This is a genomic window from Cyanobium sp. BA5m-21 (assembly GCF_024346235.1).
Classification (GTDB): domain Bacteria; phylum Cyanobacteriota; class Cyanobacteriia; order PCC-6307; family Cyanobiaceae; genus Cyanobium_A; species Cyanobium_A usitatum.
Window position 1 is genome coordinate 95,640 of sequence record NZ_JAGQCO010000001.1, and the last position, 16,193, is coordinate 111,832.

The following is a 16,193-nucleotide window of genomic DNA, read 5'->3' on the forward strand; positions in this document are numbered from 1 at the left end:
TACCCTCAATTTGGACAGGCATTTTGTTCAATAACATGCCAACACTCTACGGGAATCTCATCCCATGATGCGACTGAAGTCAGCCAATACGGCAGCTTGATTGCGCAGCACCCCCAGCAAATGGAGACGGTTTTTGCGTACCGCTCCATCTTCGGCCATCACCATCACGCTCTGCTCGCCATCAAAGAAGGCCGCCAGGGCTGGGGCGCCAGCCGAAAGTCCGCTAGCCAGGTTGCGGTAGCGATCGTTGGCGCTACTGGTGGCGAAGGGCTCAAGCTTGTTGAGCACCGCCAACATGGCTGCCTCACTGCTTTTTTCAAATAGGCCAGGATCGACTACTGCCACGGCACTGAGGTCGCTGTACGGCAGATCGGCCTGGTTTGCGAGCCGCGCAGCACGGGTAACTACCGCCTGCACCGCTGCCAACTGACCCGAGCTGCGCAGCTCCATAAGCAGTTCAACACGTTGGCGTGCATCCTCTGGATCGGAAAGCACCCGTCCTTGATCTCCCGTTTGCCCAGACACCGCTTGTACTAGGTCGATATCCATCCCACCTTCCTCAAGCAGGCTCACCAGTCGCTGGCGCAGAAAGTCGGCGAGCTCAGTGGTTAATCCCTCCGCATCAATGGTGTAGTGGGGCAGCAGCTCAGCCCAGTGCTGACATGAGCGCTGCAACAGGGCGAGCAGATCCAGGCGCCAGCCCTTCTTCCACAAAATCTGCAGCAGGCCTTGGCCTGCACGGCGTAGGGCGTAGGGATCGGAGGAGCCGCTAGGACGTTCGCCCTTGGCGTAAATGCTTAAGAGCAACTCCAGGCGCTCAGCCAAGGCGACAACAGCTCCCGCATCGGAGCTTGGTAGGGCGTCGCCCGCACCACGCGGTAAGTAGTGCTCCAGCACAGCTAGGCCTACCTGATAGGGCTCTCCCTCTGCCACCAGGTATTTGCCCCCCATTGCCCCCTGCAGCTCTGGGAATTCACCCACCATCTGGCTGACAAGGTCGTGTTTGCACAGATGGGCCGCCCGACGGGCATGGCTGCCACAACTAGAGGAGAGCTCGAGCTGCTCAAGTAGGACGTCGGTGCACCATTCGAGCCGCTCAGTGCGATCTAGCAGGGAGCCCAAGCCCTCAGCGAAGGTGACACGCCCTAGCTGAGACCTACGATCAATACTGGCGATATTGCGGTCAGCCCGTACAAAGAATTCAGCGTCGGCCAGACGAGCCTTCAGCACCCGCTCGTTGCCACGCGCCACGTTGGCAGCGGCTTCGGGCAGGGCGTTGCTGACGCACAAAAAGCGTGGCAGCAGGCTGGCTCGAGCATCAAGGGCCAGGGGATCAAGGTTATGGCCCTTTGAATACAGAGGTACATAGCGTTGGTGCGAGCGCATCACGGTGCTGAGCACCTCGGCTGGCAGGCCTAGGTAGTGGTCATCGAATTGACCCTCCAGCAAGCTGGGCGATTCGACCAGGTCGATTAGTTCCTGGAAGAGCGCCTCGGGCAGATCGGCATCGGCGTTGTGGGTTGAGGCTGCAGCCTCAACAGCGCTGCGGATCAGAGCTCCACGGCGATCGCGATCAACCTCCACCCCGGCTGCGGCCAGCAAATTGGTATGGGCCTCGGCGCTAAGAATGGTGACACTGGCCTTATGCAGGCGGTGGCCCCGGCTCTCCCGGCCCGCCCTCACTACCGGATCACTACCCATGAGGCTTACGGGCACAAGCTCGGCATCGAGTAGAGCCACAAGCCACCGCACTGGCCTGGAGAAGCGACTCTCCCCCTCCCCCCAGCGCATGAAGCGGCGTCCCTGCAGGGCCTCAATCCAGAGGGGTACTTGGGTTGCCAGCACATCGGTGGTGGACTGCCCTGGTTCGAGGCAGCTGGCAAATAAAAAGGGCCCTTTAGGCGTGTCACGAATTTCCAGGGCCTCTGGAGCGACGCCACAGCGTTTCGCAAAGCCAAGGGCTGCTGCAGTTGGTTGGCCATCCTTGAGTGCCTGGGCCTGGGGAGGGCCCTTGCGCTCCTCCTCCAGGTCTGGCTGGCGATGCGGCAGCCCAGTCACGCTGACCACCAAACGGCGGGGCGTACTTGTGCAGTAGATGCCGGCGTGACTAAGCCTCAGGGTGGCGAGATCGCGGCGCACTAGCTGCTCCAGCTGGGGCAGGGCTAGCCGCGCAAAATCGGCCGGAAGTTCCTCAGTGCCGATTTCGAGCAAAAAAGTCGACACGGCGTCAGGGCAACACAAGACAACTGTATTGAACGCCGTTCGCTAGCTTCACTGATGTGCCGAGCGTTGTGCAAAGGACCTGATGCCCGAAGTCAAGCCGGCCGCCTCCAAATTTGAGCAGCTCAAGGACAGCAGTGGCCATCTGAAAGAGCCATTGCTGACGGAGCTCGGCAACGACTCCGCCAATTTCACGGAAGGTGCTGTCCAGATCCTGAAGTTTCACGGCAGTTACCAGCAGGACGACCGCGAAAACCGACGCAAGGGCGCGGAGAAGGATTGGCAGATGATGCTCCGGCTGCGCAATCCCGGTGGCCGAGTACCTGGGACTCTCTTTCTGGCGATAGACGAGCTTGCAGACCGGCTGGGCAATGGCAGCTTGCGGGTCACCACTCGCCAGGCATTTCAAATGCATGGTGTCCGAAAGGAGAACCTCAAAGAGGTAATTGGCACGATCGTGCGCGAGCTGGGCTCGACCCTGGCTGCCTGTGGCGATATCAACCGCAATGTGATGGCCCCGGCAGCACCCTTTGAAAAGGGGGCTTACCCGGCAGCCCGCAAGCTTGCCGACGACATCGCTGATTTGCTCGCCCCCCAGGCGGCTGAGGGTTCCTACCTCGACCTCTGGGTTGATGGTGAGCTCAGCTACAGGATCAAGCCCAGTCCGGCGGTAGCCAAAATCAAGGCACTGCAGCAGGAGGGTGCTGTCTTCAGCGGTGATGCGGCCGAACCGCTCTATGGCGGCACCTACTTGCCAAGAAAATTCAAGGTTGCGGTCACCGTTCCCGGCGACAACTCGGTGGACCTGCTGACCCAGGACATCGGCTTGGTGCTGTTCTGTGACCCCCAAGGCAGCCCCCTCGGCTGCAACGTTTACGTAGGTGGTGGCATGGGCCGCACCCACAACAAGGAGGAGACCTTCGCTCGTACAGCGGACCGCCTCGGCTATGTGGCCTATGGGCACGTGCTTGAACTGCTGCAGGCGATCGTGGCCCTCCAGCGGGACCACGGCGACCGGGAGCAACGGCGTCATGCCCGGATGAAGTATTTGATCCACGACCGCGGTGTCGACTGGTTTCGTCAGGAGCTGCAGGAGCGCTATTTCGCCCACCCGATCAAGGCGATGCGGCTAGAGCCAAAAACCAAACTCGAGGATTACCTCGGCTGGCATCGCCAGAGCCGTGGCCTCTGGTTTGTGGGCCTGCCGGTGCTGTGCGGACGCCTTTCCGGTGAGTTCAAGAGTGGTTTACGTCGACTGGTCGACACCTACAAGCTGGAGGTGCGACTCACCCCCAACCAGGATCTGCTGCTCTGCAACATCGGCACCTCCCAGCGCTCCACCATCCGTGCTGCCTTGGCAGAGCTTGGTATGGATGCGCCGGAAGCACCTGCACCGCTGCAGCGCCACGCACTGGCCTGTCCGGCCCTGCCCCTATGTGGTCTCGCTGTTACGGAAGCTGAGCGCATCCTGCCAAGCGTGCTGGACCGACTGGAAGCCCAGCTCAAGCGCCTTGAAATTTCCCGCTCGGTGCTAGTTCGCATAACCGGCTGCCCCAATGGCTGCGCCCGTCCCTACATGGCTGAGATCGGCCTGGTTGGCAGTGGGGTCGACCAATATCAGTTGTGGCTCGGGGGCACCCCCAACCTCAGCCGATTAGCGGAGCCCTACCTAGAGAAAATGCCGCTGGATGATCTAGAAGTAACTCTCGAACCGCTGCTGAAGGCTTGGCAGAGTGCCGGCGGCCGCCGCAGCTTTGGCGATTTTGTGGTCAACAGTGGCCGTGACACCGTGCAGCAATGGCTAGAACCAGCGGCTGGATGAGCTGGGCCCGCTTTGCCCTGTTCCTCTCATTCACATTGCAGGTGTCCTTGATAAGGGCTCCCCTCTTGGCTCAGGGCCGGCAACAGTCACCACCACCTGCCTCACGCCAAACGCTCTACGACCCCGATCTGAGCACTTGCGATTCGGAGCGGATTCGAACCGCCTTTCAGCAGCAACTGCAGCCCTTTGCTGACCAGGGTGATGCCGTGCTGGCACCCCTACGCCAGATTCAGCTAGAGATGACAGCCAAAACCCTCAGCCGCTGCGTAGGCCGCCAGTTGCTGAGCCCGGAACAGGCCGCTCAGCTGAGCCGGGAACTGGCCGAATCACCTACTCGTCCATAAAAAGCCTCCCTGGCGCCGCTACGCCAGGCCCACAGCTGATCCCCCCAGCTGAAGTGCCACCACTCGTTGGGGTGCTGCTCAAATCCTGCCCCAGCCATCACCCTGCCCAGCAACTGGCGCCGCTGATGCCAGGTAGCGGCAGGGCTGCTGGAATCAGCCAAGGCGGCAGCTTGATGAAATAAGGGTTCGGAAACCCTGCCAATTGCATCGATCTCTCCCCCCATCGCCAGGGCCTGGCCGCCAGCATCAGCAAGGGTGAGATCCACGGCGGCTCCGGTGCTGTGGGGTGGTGGGGTGGCCGGATCATCGCTGGGAGGGGCCCAGAAGCGGCCCACGGCAGCCTCTGCCCGATCTCGCTCTGGGGAGGGATGGTCGGGGTTGCTGCCGATTCGGCCACACTCGGCCACTAGGGAGTGGCGCACCATGAAGCGCTGCACGGCCACGGGCCTCCAGGCATCAAAAATCGCCAAGCTCCAGCCAGGCTGCTCCTTCTGCAGCTCCTGCTGGGCTTGCAGCAGCCGGGTGACCACCCCCTGGCGCAGCCGAAATGGAGATGCATCAGGCCCATAGGGCGCTCCCAGGGCCGCGTAGGGATGGGGTTCGAGCCGCAGCAAGGCCGTTGGGATTTTCTGCAGCGGCTCATCAACCTCAGTAATCGGAATGGAATTCCAGGGGCGCAAAGGAGCTGCCAGTCAGGCTTTGCCATTCAAGCTGGGCAGCAAAGCCAGAGGTGGCCGGCAGATCAGGGTATCCAGCCCTTAAGGTTTCGAAACCCTGACAATCACCCAGGCCTCGGCCATGCCCACTCGCTTCGTTTTGAGCGGCGATCACCCCCTAGATGGCAGCCGTGGCCGAGATTTGTTGCGCTCCTACATGCGCGACATCAGCAGGGTGCCGCTGTTGAGCGCCGAGCAGGAGATCACCCTTGGGCGCAAGGTTCAACAACTGGTCGCACTCGATGAGGTTCGCGAGGAGCTCACCTGAGGGCTGGCGGGGTTGCCCCAAATGACCAAGAGTTTGCTGTTGCTGCCGATCTGGAAATAGATGAGCTTCAAGCCAGGATCCGAGATGGCAGGCAGGCCAAGGAAAGAATGGTGTCGGCGAATCTGCGCTTGGTGGTGTCAATCGCCAAGAACTACACCAACAGCAGCTTTGAGCTTGCAGATCTGAACCAGGAGGGCACGATTGGCCTGGTGCGAGGCGTGGAAAGATTTGATCCTAGTCGTGGATATAAGTTTTCTACCTACGCCTACTGGTGGATACGGGAGGGCATCACTCAAGCAATCAAGAACAAGAGCCGCACGATTCGCCTACCAGCACCAATCACGGCCGCCCTCAGCAAACTCAAACGCTGCCAGCGTGAGCTAATCCAGCTATTAGGCCGTCCGCCCAGTCTTCATGAGCTTGCTTCAGCCGCAGGCATGTCTGAACTGGACGTAGAGGAGCTGATGTTTCGAGCCGTGCAGCCGCTCAGCTGCGATTACACCACAGCCGAAGGGGAAGCCATCAATCTGCTTGATAAAGTAGCCTGCGATGGAGTGCAACCTGATCAGCTAGCACTAGAGGATTGTCTCAAGACTAATATCCGTAGGTTGCTGGATCAGCTGCCTGAACAGGAGGTCCAACTACTTAGGATGCTTTACGTCATCGACCAGGAGACGGCTTTGAGTTTGTCAGCGGTTGCCCGTGAACTTGGCATCAGCCGTGATACTTCCCGTGGACTAGAGCGTCGAGCTGTTGCTTCTATGCGCGATTTATCAGGGCAGGTTTCCGACTACCTATCCGCCTAGTAAGGCAGCACGCCACCTCATGTTTGGGGTTTTTGTAGTTAGTTAAGCCGGGCCGCTTGATCCATCTGGCGGCGTCGCTGCTCAGCTAAAGCATGGGCTAACCCCTGATGCTGCTGTAATTCCGGATCAGCAGTTGTGATCATGCGGGCTACGTCCCGGGCTTCTTCGAGCACAGTTCCATCCTCGGTGAGACTCGCTAGGGCCAAATCAGGCAGGCCGCTCTGGCGTGTACCCAGCACTTGGCCTGGCCCCCGCAGACGCAGATCCATCTCGGCTATTTCAAAGCCATCGCTGGTGCGCACCAGCACCTCCAGCCGCTGGCGGGCCAGCACGTTGCTGCTGTCGTTGATCAACAGGCAGTAGGAGGCGGCAGCTCCCCGCCCCACTCGACCCCGCAGCTGGTGCAACTGGGCAAGGCCGAAGCGTTCAGCATGTTCAATCACCATCACGCTGGCCTCCGGCACATCAACGCCCACCTCTACGACCGTGGTGCTTACAAGCACCTGGGTTTGTCCGCTGGCGAAGGCGCCGATGGCAGCCTGCTTCTCAGCGCTGCTTAGCCGGCCATGCAATAGCCCCACCGCTAAATCCGGAAACTCCTCCTCACTTAGCTGGCGGTGCACCTCCACAGCCGAGCGCAGCTCGAGCTTCTCCGACTCCTCCACTAGCGGCAGCACCACATAGGCCCGCTGCCCAAGGGCCACTTGCTCGCGGATCAGCTCATAGCCCCGCTGGCGCTGACTGCCTTTGATCATGCTGGTGCGGATTGGCTGGCGTCCCGGGGGTAATTCATCGATCTGGCTGACATCCAGATCGCCATGAAGAGACAGAGCCAGGGTGCGAGGAATTGGTGTCGCCGTCATCGTCAGCAGATGGGGCTGCAGCCCTTTGGCCAGTAAGCGATTGCGCTGGCGCACCCCGAAGCGGTGCTGTTCATCAACGACAACCAAACCAAGCCGATCGAACTGCACTGGGTCCTCCAGCAGGGCGTGGGTACCCACCAGCAGTTGCAGCTGACCGTTGACTAGATCCTGCAGCAGCTGGCGCCGTCGCGGTGCTGGGGTGGAGCCAGTGAGAAGAGCTGAAGTGACGTGCAACTGGGGCAGCCATTCCGCCAGCTTGCGGTAGTGCTGTTCGGCCAGCACCTCGGTAGGGGCCATCAGGGCCCCCTGGCAGCCCGCCTCGATCGCAGTGAGTAGGGACGCCAGGGCAACAACGGTTTTGCCACTGCCCACATCCCCTTGCACCAAACGGGCCATGGGCTGGGGGCGGGCCAGATCGGCGCGGATCTCAGCCAGAACCCGTTGCTGGGCACCGGTAAGGCCAAAGGGCAGGATGGTTAGAAATTGCTGCACCAGGCCCTCGCCACCAGGGGGCAAGGCCAGGGGTGGAGCAGGTCTCAGGCTCAGTTGGCGGCGCCGTTGGGCCAGGCCCAACTGCAGCAGCAAAAACTCATCAAAAACCAAGCGGCGACGGCTTGCCTGTAGCTGTTCCTGGCCGCTGGGCCCATGGATCTGGGTAAGCGCTTCGGAGCGGCCCATCAGCTTCTGGCTGCGGCGCAGGGCCTCAGGCAGGGGATCTGGCCAGCTACTCACTAAGGGAATCACGGCTTCGACCACCTGGCGCAGCCGGTCTGCACCCAATCCTTCAGTGAGGCCGTAGACAGGCAGGAGCCTGCCGATCGTTTCGGAGCGCACCGGTGACTGGGGCGACTCCAAAACCTCCATCAACGGATCCTGAAACACCGGCCCATAGGGGGTTTCCTTGACCAGACCACTGACCGCGACGGTGGCTCCAACTGGAAACAGGCGTTGCTGGGATTGCAGCCATCCAGGACTGGAAAAGCGCTGCCCGGCAAAAAAGCGAGTCACCTTGATCCGCCCAGTGCAATCGACTAGGTGAAGTTCGAGAATCGAAAGATTGGGATTGCGCGGGCTGGCAAAGGCATGGCTGCGGCGGACCGTTGCCACAATCGTGGCGGTGGTTCCCGGTTTGAGCCCGTTGATCCGCACGAGATTGGCGTAGTCGAGATAGTCACGCGGGTAGTAGTGCACCAGGTCGCGCACCAGCAGTAAGCCGAGCTGGGCTAAACGGCTAGCGGTCTTGGGTCCAACCCCTCGAACTTCCGAGAGGGGCGTATCGGCGTTGAGGCTGGCTGAATTGGGGGCCTTGCCGGCGACTGTTGAGTTTGATACCAGTCGCAGCCGGGGTGGCGCCACCGCCAGCACTGGCTGCTGGGCCTGGCGTAGGGCATGCAGCCTTTCCCTAGCCGTTCGCACCAGGCTCTGGCGCCTGGCAAGAGGCAACTCGCCATAGGACTGAAAACCAGCTGAAAGATCAAGTAAGCGCTGCAGGGCATCGGCAGGCAGATCCTGCGGCCGCAGTTGCAATTGCTGCACCACAAAGCTGCTGAAGCAGGTTTGACGGCCCTTTAGGTCGATAAATCCCCGGTCGGCCTCCACCTGCAGGGCTTGCTGCAGAGCCCGCAGCCAGGCCTCTAGTCCGGGCAGCTCGGCAGGCTCTGGGCTGGGTTGATGTCCTGCAGCCACAGCTGTTCCGCCTCTAATGCCTGAACCCGCCGCCTGAGACGGCGATAGTGCTGAGCCATTCTGCGCACCTCCTGCCGGTGCTGCTGGATCCGGGTACGACAGGTGTGCAATTTGGGCAGGGAATGCTCAAGGTCAGCAGGCCGAAGCAGCACCGCTATAGCTTCAAGGCGACCGGCTGCAGGCTCCGGGCCGAAGGGCAGGGGCAAGCGCAGCAGATTCGCTGGAGCTTCCAAGCTCTCCAATTGCGCTGTAAGAGCAGCATCAAGCAGGCTGACAGGCAACAAGGTTGTGGTTATCCCCAGCCGCATTAGCTCAACGTTGAGAGCATGGGAGAGATTGCGCAGGCGGCGGCTGAGAGCCTGCTCAAAGCCGCCGATCCAGGCGAGCAGCAGCGCAGGGTCTGAAGGTAGGCGCCCTCCGTCCCATGGCGTAGGAGTCCGGTTGGACGGCTCCACCAACCAATCGCTGAAGGCTTCCGCCATGGCCCGCATCGTCACCTCAAGATCTTGCTGGCCATCTACCTCTTCCAGTTGCTCGTCCGCTTCCTCGATCTCAGCCCTTGGGTTATTGCTATTGGGCTCCGCCAGCCCAACCGGGGGGCGGAGGGTGAAGCTGGAGGGGCTGAGGAAGTCAGCTCCAATGGGAAGGGCCATTCCAAGGTTGATTGATCCCCTTGCTGGAGTCTCCTCAGCCTGGTCATGCTCCTCTGATTCAGAGTCGTCCCCTCCCAGGACCGTCAGCAGCCTGCTGCGTTGGCGGCTGAGTTGCTTGTTGTGTTCGCTGGCTATCTGAGCGGCTAGGTGGGCGGTTTGCTCAACTGTGAGCAAGCTGCTAGCCCGCTGAACCAGGTTGCGGATGCGCCGATGCAGCACCCGGCGCTTGTTGCCATCCAGATCGCTGTAACGATCAGGATGCACTTGGGTCGCAACATGAAAACAAGCCTGTTGAACACTGTTCAACAGGCCGTCTCTGAGCACCTGGAGATAGAGAGCCAAGTGGCGATAGAGCTGGGGGTTGGAGGCCCCCAGCTGGGATTCAAGATCCTCAAGCTGCTGATGGGCAGCCTCCAATGGGGTCACTAGCTTGCTGATAAGGCCGTCTGGCTCATGGCTGCCACTTCGGCCGCGAAATCAGATTTCTCCACCTCAATGCCCTCACCAAGTGTGAAGCGGGTGAAGCGACGCACCTGGATGTTTTCGCCCACCTTGCCGGCCACCTGCTTCACCATCTCCGCCACGGTGACAGCGCTGTCTTTGATGAAAGGCTGATCTAGCAGGGCTAGTTCCTTGAGGCGCTTGCCAATTCGGCCCTCAACGATCTTGACCTTCATCTGCTCTGGTTTGCCCTCGAGATCATCACGACCCATCTCGATGGACTTTTCGCGCTCAGAAATCTCAGCCGGAATCTGATCGGTGCTTACGTACTCCACACCAGGACAGGCAGCGATCTGCATGGCCACATTGCGCAGCAATTCCTGGAAAACGTCGCCACGGGCAACGAAGTCCGTTTCGCAGTTCACCTCAACTAGCACGCCCACACGAGCGCCGGTGTGGATGTAGCTGCCTACTGCACCTTCAGCGGCGGTGCGTCCGGCCTTTTTCTCAGCGGTTGCAATGCCCTTCTGGCGCAGCCATTCAGTGGCTTTGGTGGCATCACCGCCACATTCAGAGAGCGCCTTCTTGCAATCCATCATTCCTGCGCCGGTTTTATCGCGCAGTTCCTTAACCAGCTTTGCCGAAATCTCTGCCATGGGTTGGTATGGGGTAGGGGTTACGAAATGGTGAGAAGATGAGGGGCAAGGGGGTCAGCCCTCGTCGTCACGACCCTGATCTTGAGCTCCGTGGCGGCCTTCGTTGATGGCATCGGCAAGGCGGCCAAGCACCAGCTGCACGGAACGAACGGCGTCGTCGTTGCAGGGGATCGGCACATCGCAGAGGTCGGGATCGCAGTTGGTGTCAAGCATGGACACCAAGGGAATATCAAGCTTGCGAGCTTCGAGCACCGCGTTGGTTTCACGGCGCTGATCCACCAGCACCACTACGTCGGGCAGGCGGCGCATATTCTTCAAACCTCCCAGATACTTCTGCAGGCGCTCGAGTTCACGGCGCAACACGGCAGCTTCCTTCTTAGGACGCATAGCGATGGCTCCCGAACTTTCCATGCGCTCCAAATCCTTGAGCCGATCGATGCGGGCACGCATCGTGGTCCAGTTGGTGAGCATGCCGCCCAGCCAGCGCTGGTTGACATAGGAGGCGCCGCAACGGGTTGCCTCAATCGCAATCACTTCAGAAGCCTGCTTCTTGGTGCCAACAAACAGAAAGCGCTTGCCACTGCGGGCGGCGCTGCGGGTCCACTTATAGGCGTTGTTCATGCAGACGGCGGTCTGCACCAGATCAATGATGTGAACCCCGTTGCGCGCGCAGTAGATGTAGCGCGACATCTTGGGATTCCAACGGCGCGTTTGATGCCCAAAGTGGGCACCCGCCTCCATCATTTCGGAGAGAGTTACAACAGCCATAATTTTGGGTTGGGGTTTCGGGTTTGCCTCCACCTGCCAGGGATCCAGAACTACCCATACGACCAGAAGGGCCGACGGGCATTGCTGCTCGGATCACCCGAAACACGCAGGTGTGCGGTGTGATTTGTACTTAGGCACCCTATCAAATAGGGCTAGGGGCTGGACCTGTCACCTTGAGTGCTTTGGCTTCTGCAAACAGGGCCCGCACTCCCAGGCGGTTGAGCGGCACTCTCAACAGCTCCATGGCCACCCCTGGATGGCCGCGACGGATCAACCAGGCCAGCAGGGGCCGCAGGCTGCGTTCGTTGAGCAGGCCGCCCAGGGTGAGTGTCTCCCAGAGCAGGCGATGCAGCCAAGTGAACTGAATGATCAGCCGCACCCGCCGGGTGGGGTGCTTTTGGTAGAAGACCAATCCCATTTTTGCTCGCTCCCGCTCCACCCGAATCAAATCGGGGATCTGCTCCAAATTCAGGGCCGGATGCCAGTGATAGCCAACGGCCTCCGGGCAGCGCACCAGCCCAACTCCTAGCCGCCTCAGTCTTTCGCCGAGCTCCAGGTCTTCCCAGCCATACAAACGGAAGCGCGTGTCAAACAGGCCGGCCTGCTCAAGCAGCTGCCGATCGATCGCCACGTTGCCGGTGGCGAAATAGGCAAAGGAATGATCCTGAAGCTTGTGTGGTTCGCTGCAGGGATCTTGGAAATTGGCGGTGTTTATGACGGCCCCATAGGTGAAACAGCGGCGGTTGCCGCGCCGCTGCCACTCGTGCTCTAGGGCTGCAGCGTGGCTGCGCAGAAAGCTGGGGGTGACCACCAGGTCGCTGTCGATAAAAACGACCACGTCGCCACGGGCTGCCTCCACACCTCGATTGCGCCCCTGAGCCGGACCACCGTGCTTCTGCTCGATCAGTCGCAGGTGCGGCAGCTGCAGGCTGTGCTGCCGCAGCCAGCTAACGGTGGCATCGGTTGAGCCATCGTCGACCAGCACAACCTCGTAGCCCATGATCGAGGCTGAAGGATCCTGGGCCTCTAGGGCCAGCAGGCACTTCTGCAGGATCGGCAGGCGGTTGTAGGTGGGGATGACGACGCTGAGGAACATCGGGGTCGCCGCGAGGGTCTAAACAGCAAAAAGGGGATCCTTCCGGATCCCCTCAACGATGCATGGGCTGCACTGATCAGTCGGCGGCGCCACCGTTGTTGGCTGTGCCAGTCACACCATTGCCGGCGCCTTCACCGCGACCGTCGTTACGCAGCTTGCGCTTCTTGAATTTGCGCGCGTAGAGGCGATTTCGCTCTTGCTTTTCCTTCTTGAGATTCCTGCGCTTAGCCATGCGAGCGGCGTGTTGGAGAGATGCGAATTTCCACCCTACTCAATTGCGAAGGCGCCCTTGCTCAACTGACCGTCCTCCATCTGCACCAGACGGTCTGCCACATCAAGAATCCGAGGGTCGTGGGTCACCATCAACACACCGCATCCCTGGTCCTTGGCTAGCCCCTTAAGCAGCTCGACCACCTCTCGCCCGGTACGGGAATCGAGAGATGCGGTGGGCTCATCGGCCAGTAGGAGCTGGGGCCTGGCGGCTAGAGCTCGGGCGATCGAGACCCTTTGCTTCTGCCCTCCGGATAGATCGTGGGGCAGCTTGCCGAGATGGTCACTCAATCCTACGGCCCGCAACCACTCCCGAGATCTATCCCTACGGGCTCGATAACTGAGCCCTTGCAGCAGGTCTGCACCCATCTGTACGTTTTGCTCCGCCGTAAGGCACCTGAGCAGGTTGTGGCCCTGAATGATCATGCCGATCCTGCGGCGCAGCTTGAGCCGGGCGCTGCGACTTGCTCCCCTGAGCTCTTCGCCAAACACCTGTACCGAGCCCTCCTGCACCTGCCGTAGAGCTCCAATCAGGGTCAAGAGGGTGGTTTTGCCGCAGCCGGAGGGGCCGGTAAGTAGCACCACCTCACCGGGATCAACGCAAAGGCTGATGTCCTGGAGAACCTGGCGGCGATTGACGCCACTGCCAAATGAATGCTTTAAGCCTTCCAGGCGCACCATCGCTGCCATCAGAAAATCTCCGCGGGGTCGGCATCACCAAGGCGCCGCATTGCCAGGGTTGCCGAGCCCATACACATCACCAAAATCATGATGAACACTGTCAGTGCCCGGGTCAGATTCATTGACACCGGTAGCTGGGTGGCGTTGCGCACCAGTAGATAGAGGCCCTGGCCGGCTGCGTAGGCAGGCAGATAGCCGAACACTGCCAGGAGCATCCCCTCCCTAGCCACCACTCCAAGCAGGGTGGGGAGCCGGTAGCCCATCGCCATCAAGGTGGCGTATTCCGGCAAATGATCGCTAACGTCCGAATACAAAATCTGGTAAACGATTACGCAGCCCACCACGAAACCCATGGCAGCGCCGAGGGTGAAAATGAAACCGATGGAGGTGCTGGATCTCCAGTAGTTCTGCTCAAAGGCGATAAAACCTGTTTTGGTCAGCACGTTGACGTCATCTGGTAAATCCCGCTTCAGCCTCTCAACTACCTCATCGGCATCGGCCCCAGCTCGCAAGCGGATCAGTCCCACCTCAATGCTGCCTGGAGGAGTATTTGGCAGTAGCTGGAGATAGGTCTCCTGGCTGGTGAGCAGATTGCCATCAGCGCCAAAGGAGGTGCCGAGCCCCACCAGACCGGCCACCCTTACTTTTTTGCCATTGATCTCGCTTTCGACGGTGCGTCCGCCGCGAAACCATTCGGCTACAGGCCCAAACTCTGGCCTGGAGAGCTCGTCAAACAGCACTCGGCCCCGATCCTGCAAAAGCTTTGCCTTAGGCGCGAGGCTGGGGTCGGTGAATAGGGGATCGGCAGGTTCAAAGCCCAGGGTGAGGATTGAGCGGGTTGCCTTGGTGTCTGGGTTGCGCCAAAGCAGCAAATTCCAGTGAACCGGAGTAATCCCCTCCACATCTGGATCTGCCATGGCCTGCACCAGACGGCGGCGGGGAAAGCCGGCCATGCTCACCGAGCTGCTGGAACGGGGGCTAATTAACACCAGGTCGGTGTCAAAGAGGCGGTGAATAGTGACGCTGGCATCAAACAGGCCGTCCCTGAAGCCCAGCTGCATAAACATCAAGATGCCGGCGAAGGCGATGCCAGCCAGGGCGACAGCCAGGCGCACGGGCTGGCGAGTCAACAGTAGCCAGGCAAGGGGAATGCGGCGGCCCTGCCAGATACGGCCAAGCATCAGGGCTGCCCAGGCGCCCTGGTGGCAGCGAGGCGCGCAATCACCTTTAAGCCCGTCAGATCACGCACCCGCTGGCTATCAGCAGGATCTAGGGCCACCCGCACCTCCACAACCCTGGCATCGGCGTCTCCGGTGGGATCAGTTGAAAGCACTGAACGCTGCCGCACCTGGGGACTGATCCGAATCACCTCGCCTGTAAGCGTGCCTTGATAACCGCCGTTTTCGCTGGTCAAAGTGACGCTCTGGCCAAGGCGCACTCGGTCGATGTCACTTTCGTAAACCTCAACCAAGGCCTGCATGCGGTTGCTGGCGCCGAGTTCAAGCACGCCTGTTTCACTAGGGCGCTCTCCAACTCGGGCATGGAGTTTGAGCACGGTGCCTGCCATAGGCGCCCGTAGTTCGGTAAGCAGCAACTCCGCTTTGAGTTTCTCGCGTTCAGCCCATGCCTCGTTGCGATCCCCTTGAAGCTTGAGCAGGTCTGTCTCGCGGTTGTCCAGCTCACCGCTGGGTATGGCTCCGGAACGACTCAGCTGGCGGTAGCGACGGACGTCGCGGGTTTGTACAGCCAATCTGGTGTCAAGGTTGCGAAGGCGAGCCTCGATTAGCCGTTGCTGGGCCACAAGGGTTGGAGCTGTGTCAAAGCGGGCCAGCAGCTGGCCACTGCTCACGCGGTCGCCTTCCTCAACCAACAGCTCGGAGATACGGGGGCTACCGCCGATGCCGCTGATGGGGGCCGCCAGCAAGCGCACATCACCAGCCGGCTCCAGCCGGCCAAGCGCTGCCACCGCCTCCTGATTACGGGGAGTGACGGCAACCACCGGTGCAGTCACAGGGGAAGGTCGCTGCTGGCGGACTAGGGCGACAGCCAAAATCAACACCAGGGCCGCTCCGCCGAGCCACCACAGCCGGTTAACCCCCAACAAGGCGCGCTTCACGGTGCTGGCGGATCGTCGAACAACAACTCCTCGATGTAACGATCGGCCCACTCCGGGTTGAAGGCCTTCTCCAGCACCCGGCGAGTCTTGTCGTTTTGTTTCTGTTGCTTGCAATACCGGAGCTGACCCTGCCATCTGGCGAGCGTAGCTGGATGGGTTGGTGCCTGAGCCTCGCTAGTGGCCATGGCCGACGCCAGCACATCGAGAAAGCCGCTGACCTCGTAGAGAAACCCGGCCTCCTCAGCGTCGCTCGTGGGTCTCACGAAGCGAACGTAGGGCGAAAAGATTGACGCCCAGCCCGGCAGCTCCCGTTCCTGTTCAAAGCTGATGCGGGGCATGGCAGCAAGAGCTTCGGCGATACCAATTGGTAGCTCGCCGCAAACTGGCGAGAGGTCGACGATGGCTGCGGAGACCCCAGCCGGGCCGGCCACGATGTCTGCCCCAAAAACAGGCAGGTTGAAGCGGGGATCCGGGAAGAGTACGCAGTGCAAAATCTGCAATCCCGCTCCAAGGCGAGCGGTTTCCAGGTGCAGCTTGCGCAGTCCTAGGCAGCGACGCAGCTCGTTGCGTATGAATAGCGATTCGCCATCGAGGCTGCCACTGATGGCTTCGAGATCGGGAGAAACCGCAAACGCTTCCAATTCGGGCAGGCCCTGCCAGAACGTACGAATCCGCGCCGCTAGGGCCTCCATCAGGGGATGAATCGCGCCGCTTTCGGCGCCAAAGCCCTCGGGGCCACCGTCGGGACTCTGAGACGAAGCGGGGGCGGAACTCACAACAGGAGGTG

General features: G+C 60.7%; 16 protein-coding genes. 4 read left to right on the plus strand and 12 right to left on the minus strand.

Annotation, left to right across the window (positions count from 1 at the left end; all coding sequences use genetic code 11):
- Nucleotides 1-57 precede the first annotated feature (57 nt).
- The gene (gene glyS, locus KBY72_RS00480) at nucleotides 58-2,223 is read right to left on the minus strand and encodes a glycine--tRNA ligase subunit beta (protein ID WP_254959957.1); all 2,166 of its coding nucleotides are present in this window, start codon (nucleotides 2,221-2,223) and stop codon (nucleotides 58-60) included.
- Nucleotides 2,224-2,305: 82 nt separating this feature from the next.
- Here glyS and sir point away from each other — a divergent pair, with 82 nt between their 5' ends.
- Both sir and KBY72_RS00490 read left to right on the plus strand, forming a co-directional pair.
- Nucleotides 2,306-4,042 (plus strand): sulfite reductase, ferredoxin dependent, encoded by a 1,737-nt coding sequence (gene sir, locus KBY72_RS00485; protein WP_254959956.1) that lies wholly within the window; start codon nucleotides 2,306-2,308, stop codon nucleotides 4,040-4,042.
- Nucleotides 4,039-4,386, plus strand: coding sequence for a hypothetical protein (locus KBY72_RS00490; RefSeq protein ID WP_254992922.1), 348 nt, complete (start codon nucleotides 4,039-4,041; stop codon nucleotides 4,384-4,386). Before sir ends, KBY72_RS00490 begins: the two co-directional genes overlap by 4 nt.
- Here the strand turns inward: KBY72_RS00490 and KBY72_RS00495 are convergent.
- Nucleotides 4,344-5,066: a M15 family metallopeptidase gene (locus tag KBY72_RS00495; protein WP_254959954.1), complete on the minus strand. Its 723-nt coding sequence runs from the start codon at nucleotides 5,064-5,066 to the stop codon at nucleotides 4,344-4,346. The two genes, KBY72_RS00490 and KBY72_RS00495, sit on opposite strands and share 43 nt — an antisense overlap.
- Nucleotides 5,067-5,184: 118 nt before the next feature.
- Between KBY72_RS00495 and KBY72_RS00500 the strand changes: the two genes are divergently transcribed.
- Together KBY72_RS00500 and KBY72_RS00505 are read left to right on the plus strand one after the other, a co-directional pair.
- Complete coding sequence (locus KBY72_RS00500; RefSeq protein ID WP_254992923.1) at nucleotides 5,185-5,370, plus strand: sigma-70 factor domain-containing protein; 186 nt, start codon at nucleotides 5,185-5,187, stop codon at nucleotides 5,368-5,370.
- A gap of 110 nt (nucleotides 5,371-5,480) precedes the next feature.
- Entirely contained in the window at nucleotides 5,481-6,176 is a 696-nt protein-coding gene (locus KBY72_RS00505) for a sigma-70 family RNA polymerase sigma factor (protein WP_254992924.1), read from the plus strand.
- A gap of 38 nt (nucleotides 6,177-6,214) precedes the next feature.
- Here the strand turns inward: KBY72_RS00505 and recG are convergent, their stop codons facing one another.
- From recG to KBY72_RS00555, 10 genes are all read right to left on the minus strand, one after another.
- A complete protein-coding gene (recG, locus tag KBY72_RS00510) occupies nucleotides 6,215-8,725 on the minus strand; it encodes an ATP-dependent DNA helicase RecG (protein WP_254959953.1) in 2,511 nt (836 codons plus the stop codon).
- The gene (locus tag KBY72_RS00515) at nucleotides 8,674-9,804 is read right to left on the minus strand and encodes a hypothetical protein (RefSeq protein ID WP_254959952.1); all 1,131 of its coding nucleotides are present in this window, start codon (nucleotides 9,802-9,804) and stop codon (nucleotides 8,674-8,676) included. Before KBY72_RS00515 ends, recG begins: the two co-directional genes overlap by 52 nt.
- On the minus strand, nucleotides 9,804-10,475 hold the full coding sequence (gene tsf, locus KBY72_RS00520; RefSeq protein WP_254959951.1) for a translation elongation factor Ts: 672 nt from the start codon (nucleotides 10,473-10,475) through the stop codon (nucleotides 9,804-9,806). The genes KBY72_RS00515 and tsf overlap by 1 nt, the downstream gene beginning before the upstream one ends.
- Before the next feature lie 54 nt (nucleotides 10,476-10,529).
- Nucleotides 10,530-11,243, minus strand: a complete 714-nt coding sequence (gene rpsB / locus KBY72_RS00525; protein WP_254959950.1) for a 30S ribosomal protein S2 — start codon at nucleotides 11,241-11,243, stop codon at nucleotides 10,530-10,532.
- 142 nt (nucleotides 11,244-11,385) lie between these two features.
- Complete coding sequence (locus KBY72_RS00530) at nucleotides 11,386-12,339, minus strand: glycosyltransferase family 2 protein (protein WP_254959949.1); 954 nt, start codon at nucleotides 12,337-12,339, stop codon at nucleotides 11,386-11,388.
- Between the two features lie 76 nt (nucleotides 12,340-12,415).
- Nucleotides 12,416-12,571, minus strand: a complete 156-nt coding sequence (locus KBY72_RS00535; protein ID WP_254959948.1) for a hypothetical protein — start codon at nucleotides 12,569-12,571, stop codon at nucleotides 12,416-12,418.
- A 35-nt stretch (nucleotides 12,572-12,606) separates the two neighbouring features.
- Nucleotides 12,607-13,299 (minus strand): DevA family ABC transporter ATP-binding protein, encoded by a 693-nt coding sequence (locus KBY72_RS00540; RefSeq protein ID WP_254959947.1) that lies wholly within the window; start codon nucleotides 13,297-13,299, stop codon nucleotides 12,607-12,609.
- Nucleotides 13,299-14,471, minus strand: a complete 1,173-nt coding sequence (devC, locus tag KBY72_RS00545; protein ID WP_254959946.1) for an ABC transporter permease DevC — start codon at nucleotides 14,469-14,471, stop codon at nucleotides 13,299-13,301. Before devC ends, KBY72_RS00540 begins: the two co-directional genes overlap by 1 nt.
- Nucleotides 14,471-15,406 (minus strand): HlyD family efflux transporter periplasmic adaptor subunit, encoded by a 936-nt coding sequence (locus tag KBY72_RS00550; RefSeq protein ID WP_254959945.1) that lies wholly within the window; start codon nucleotides 15,404-15,406, stop codon nucleotides 14,471-14,473. Before KBY72_RS00550 ends, devC begins: the two co-directional genes overlap by 1 nt.
- On the minus strand, nucleotides 15,403-16,182 hold the full coding sequence (locus KBY72_RS00555) for a phycocyanobilin:ferredoxin oxidoreductase (protein ID WP_396121803.1): 780 nt from the start codon (nucleotides 16,180-16,182) through the stop codon (nucleotides 15,403-15,405). Before KBY72_RS00555 ends, KBY72_RS00550 begins: the two co-directional genes overlap by 4 nt.
- Between the last annotated feature and the right edge of the window lie 11 nt (nucleotides 16,183-16,193).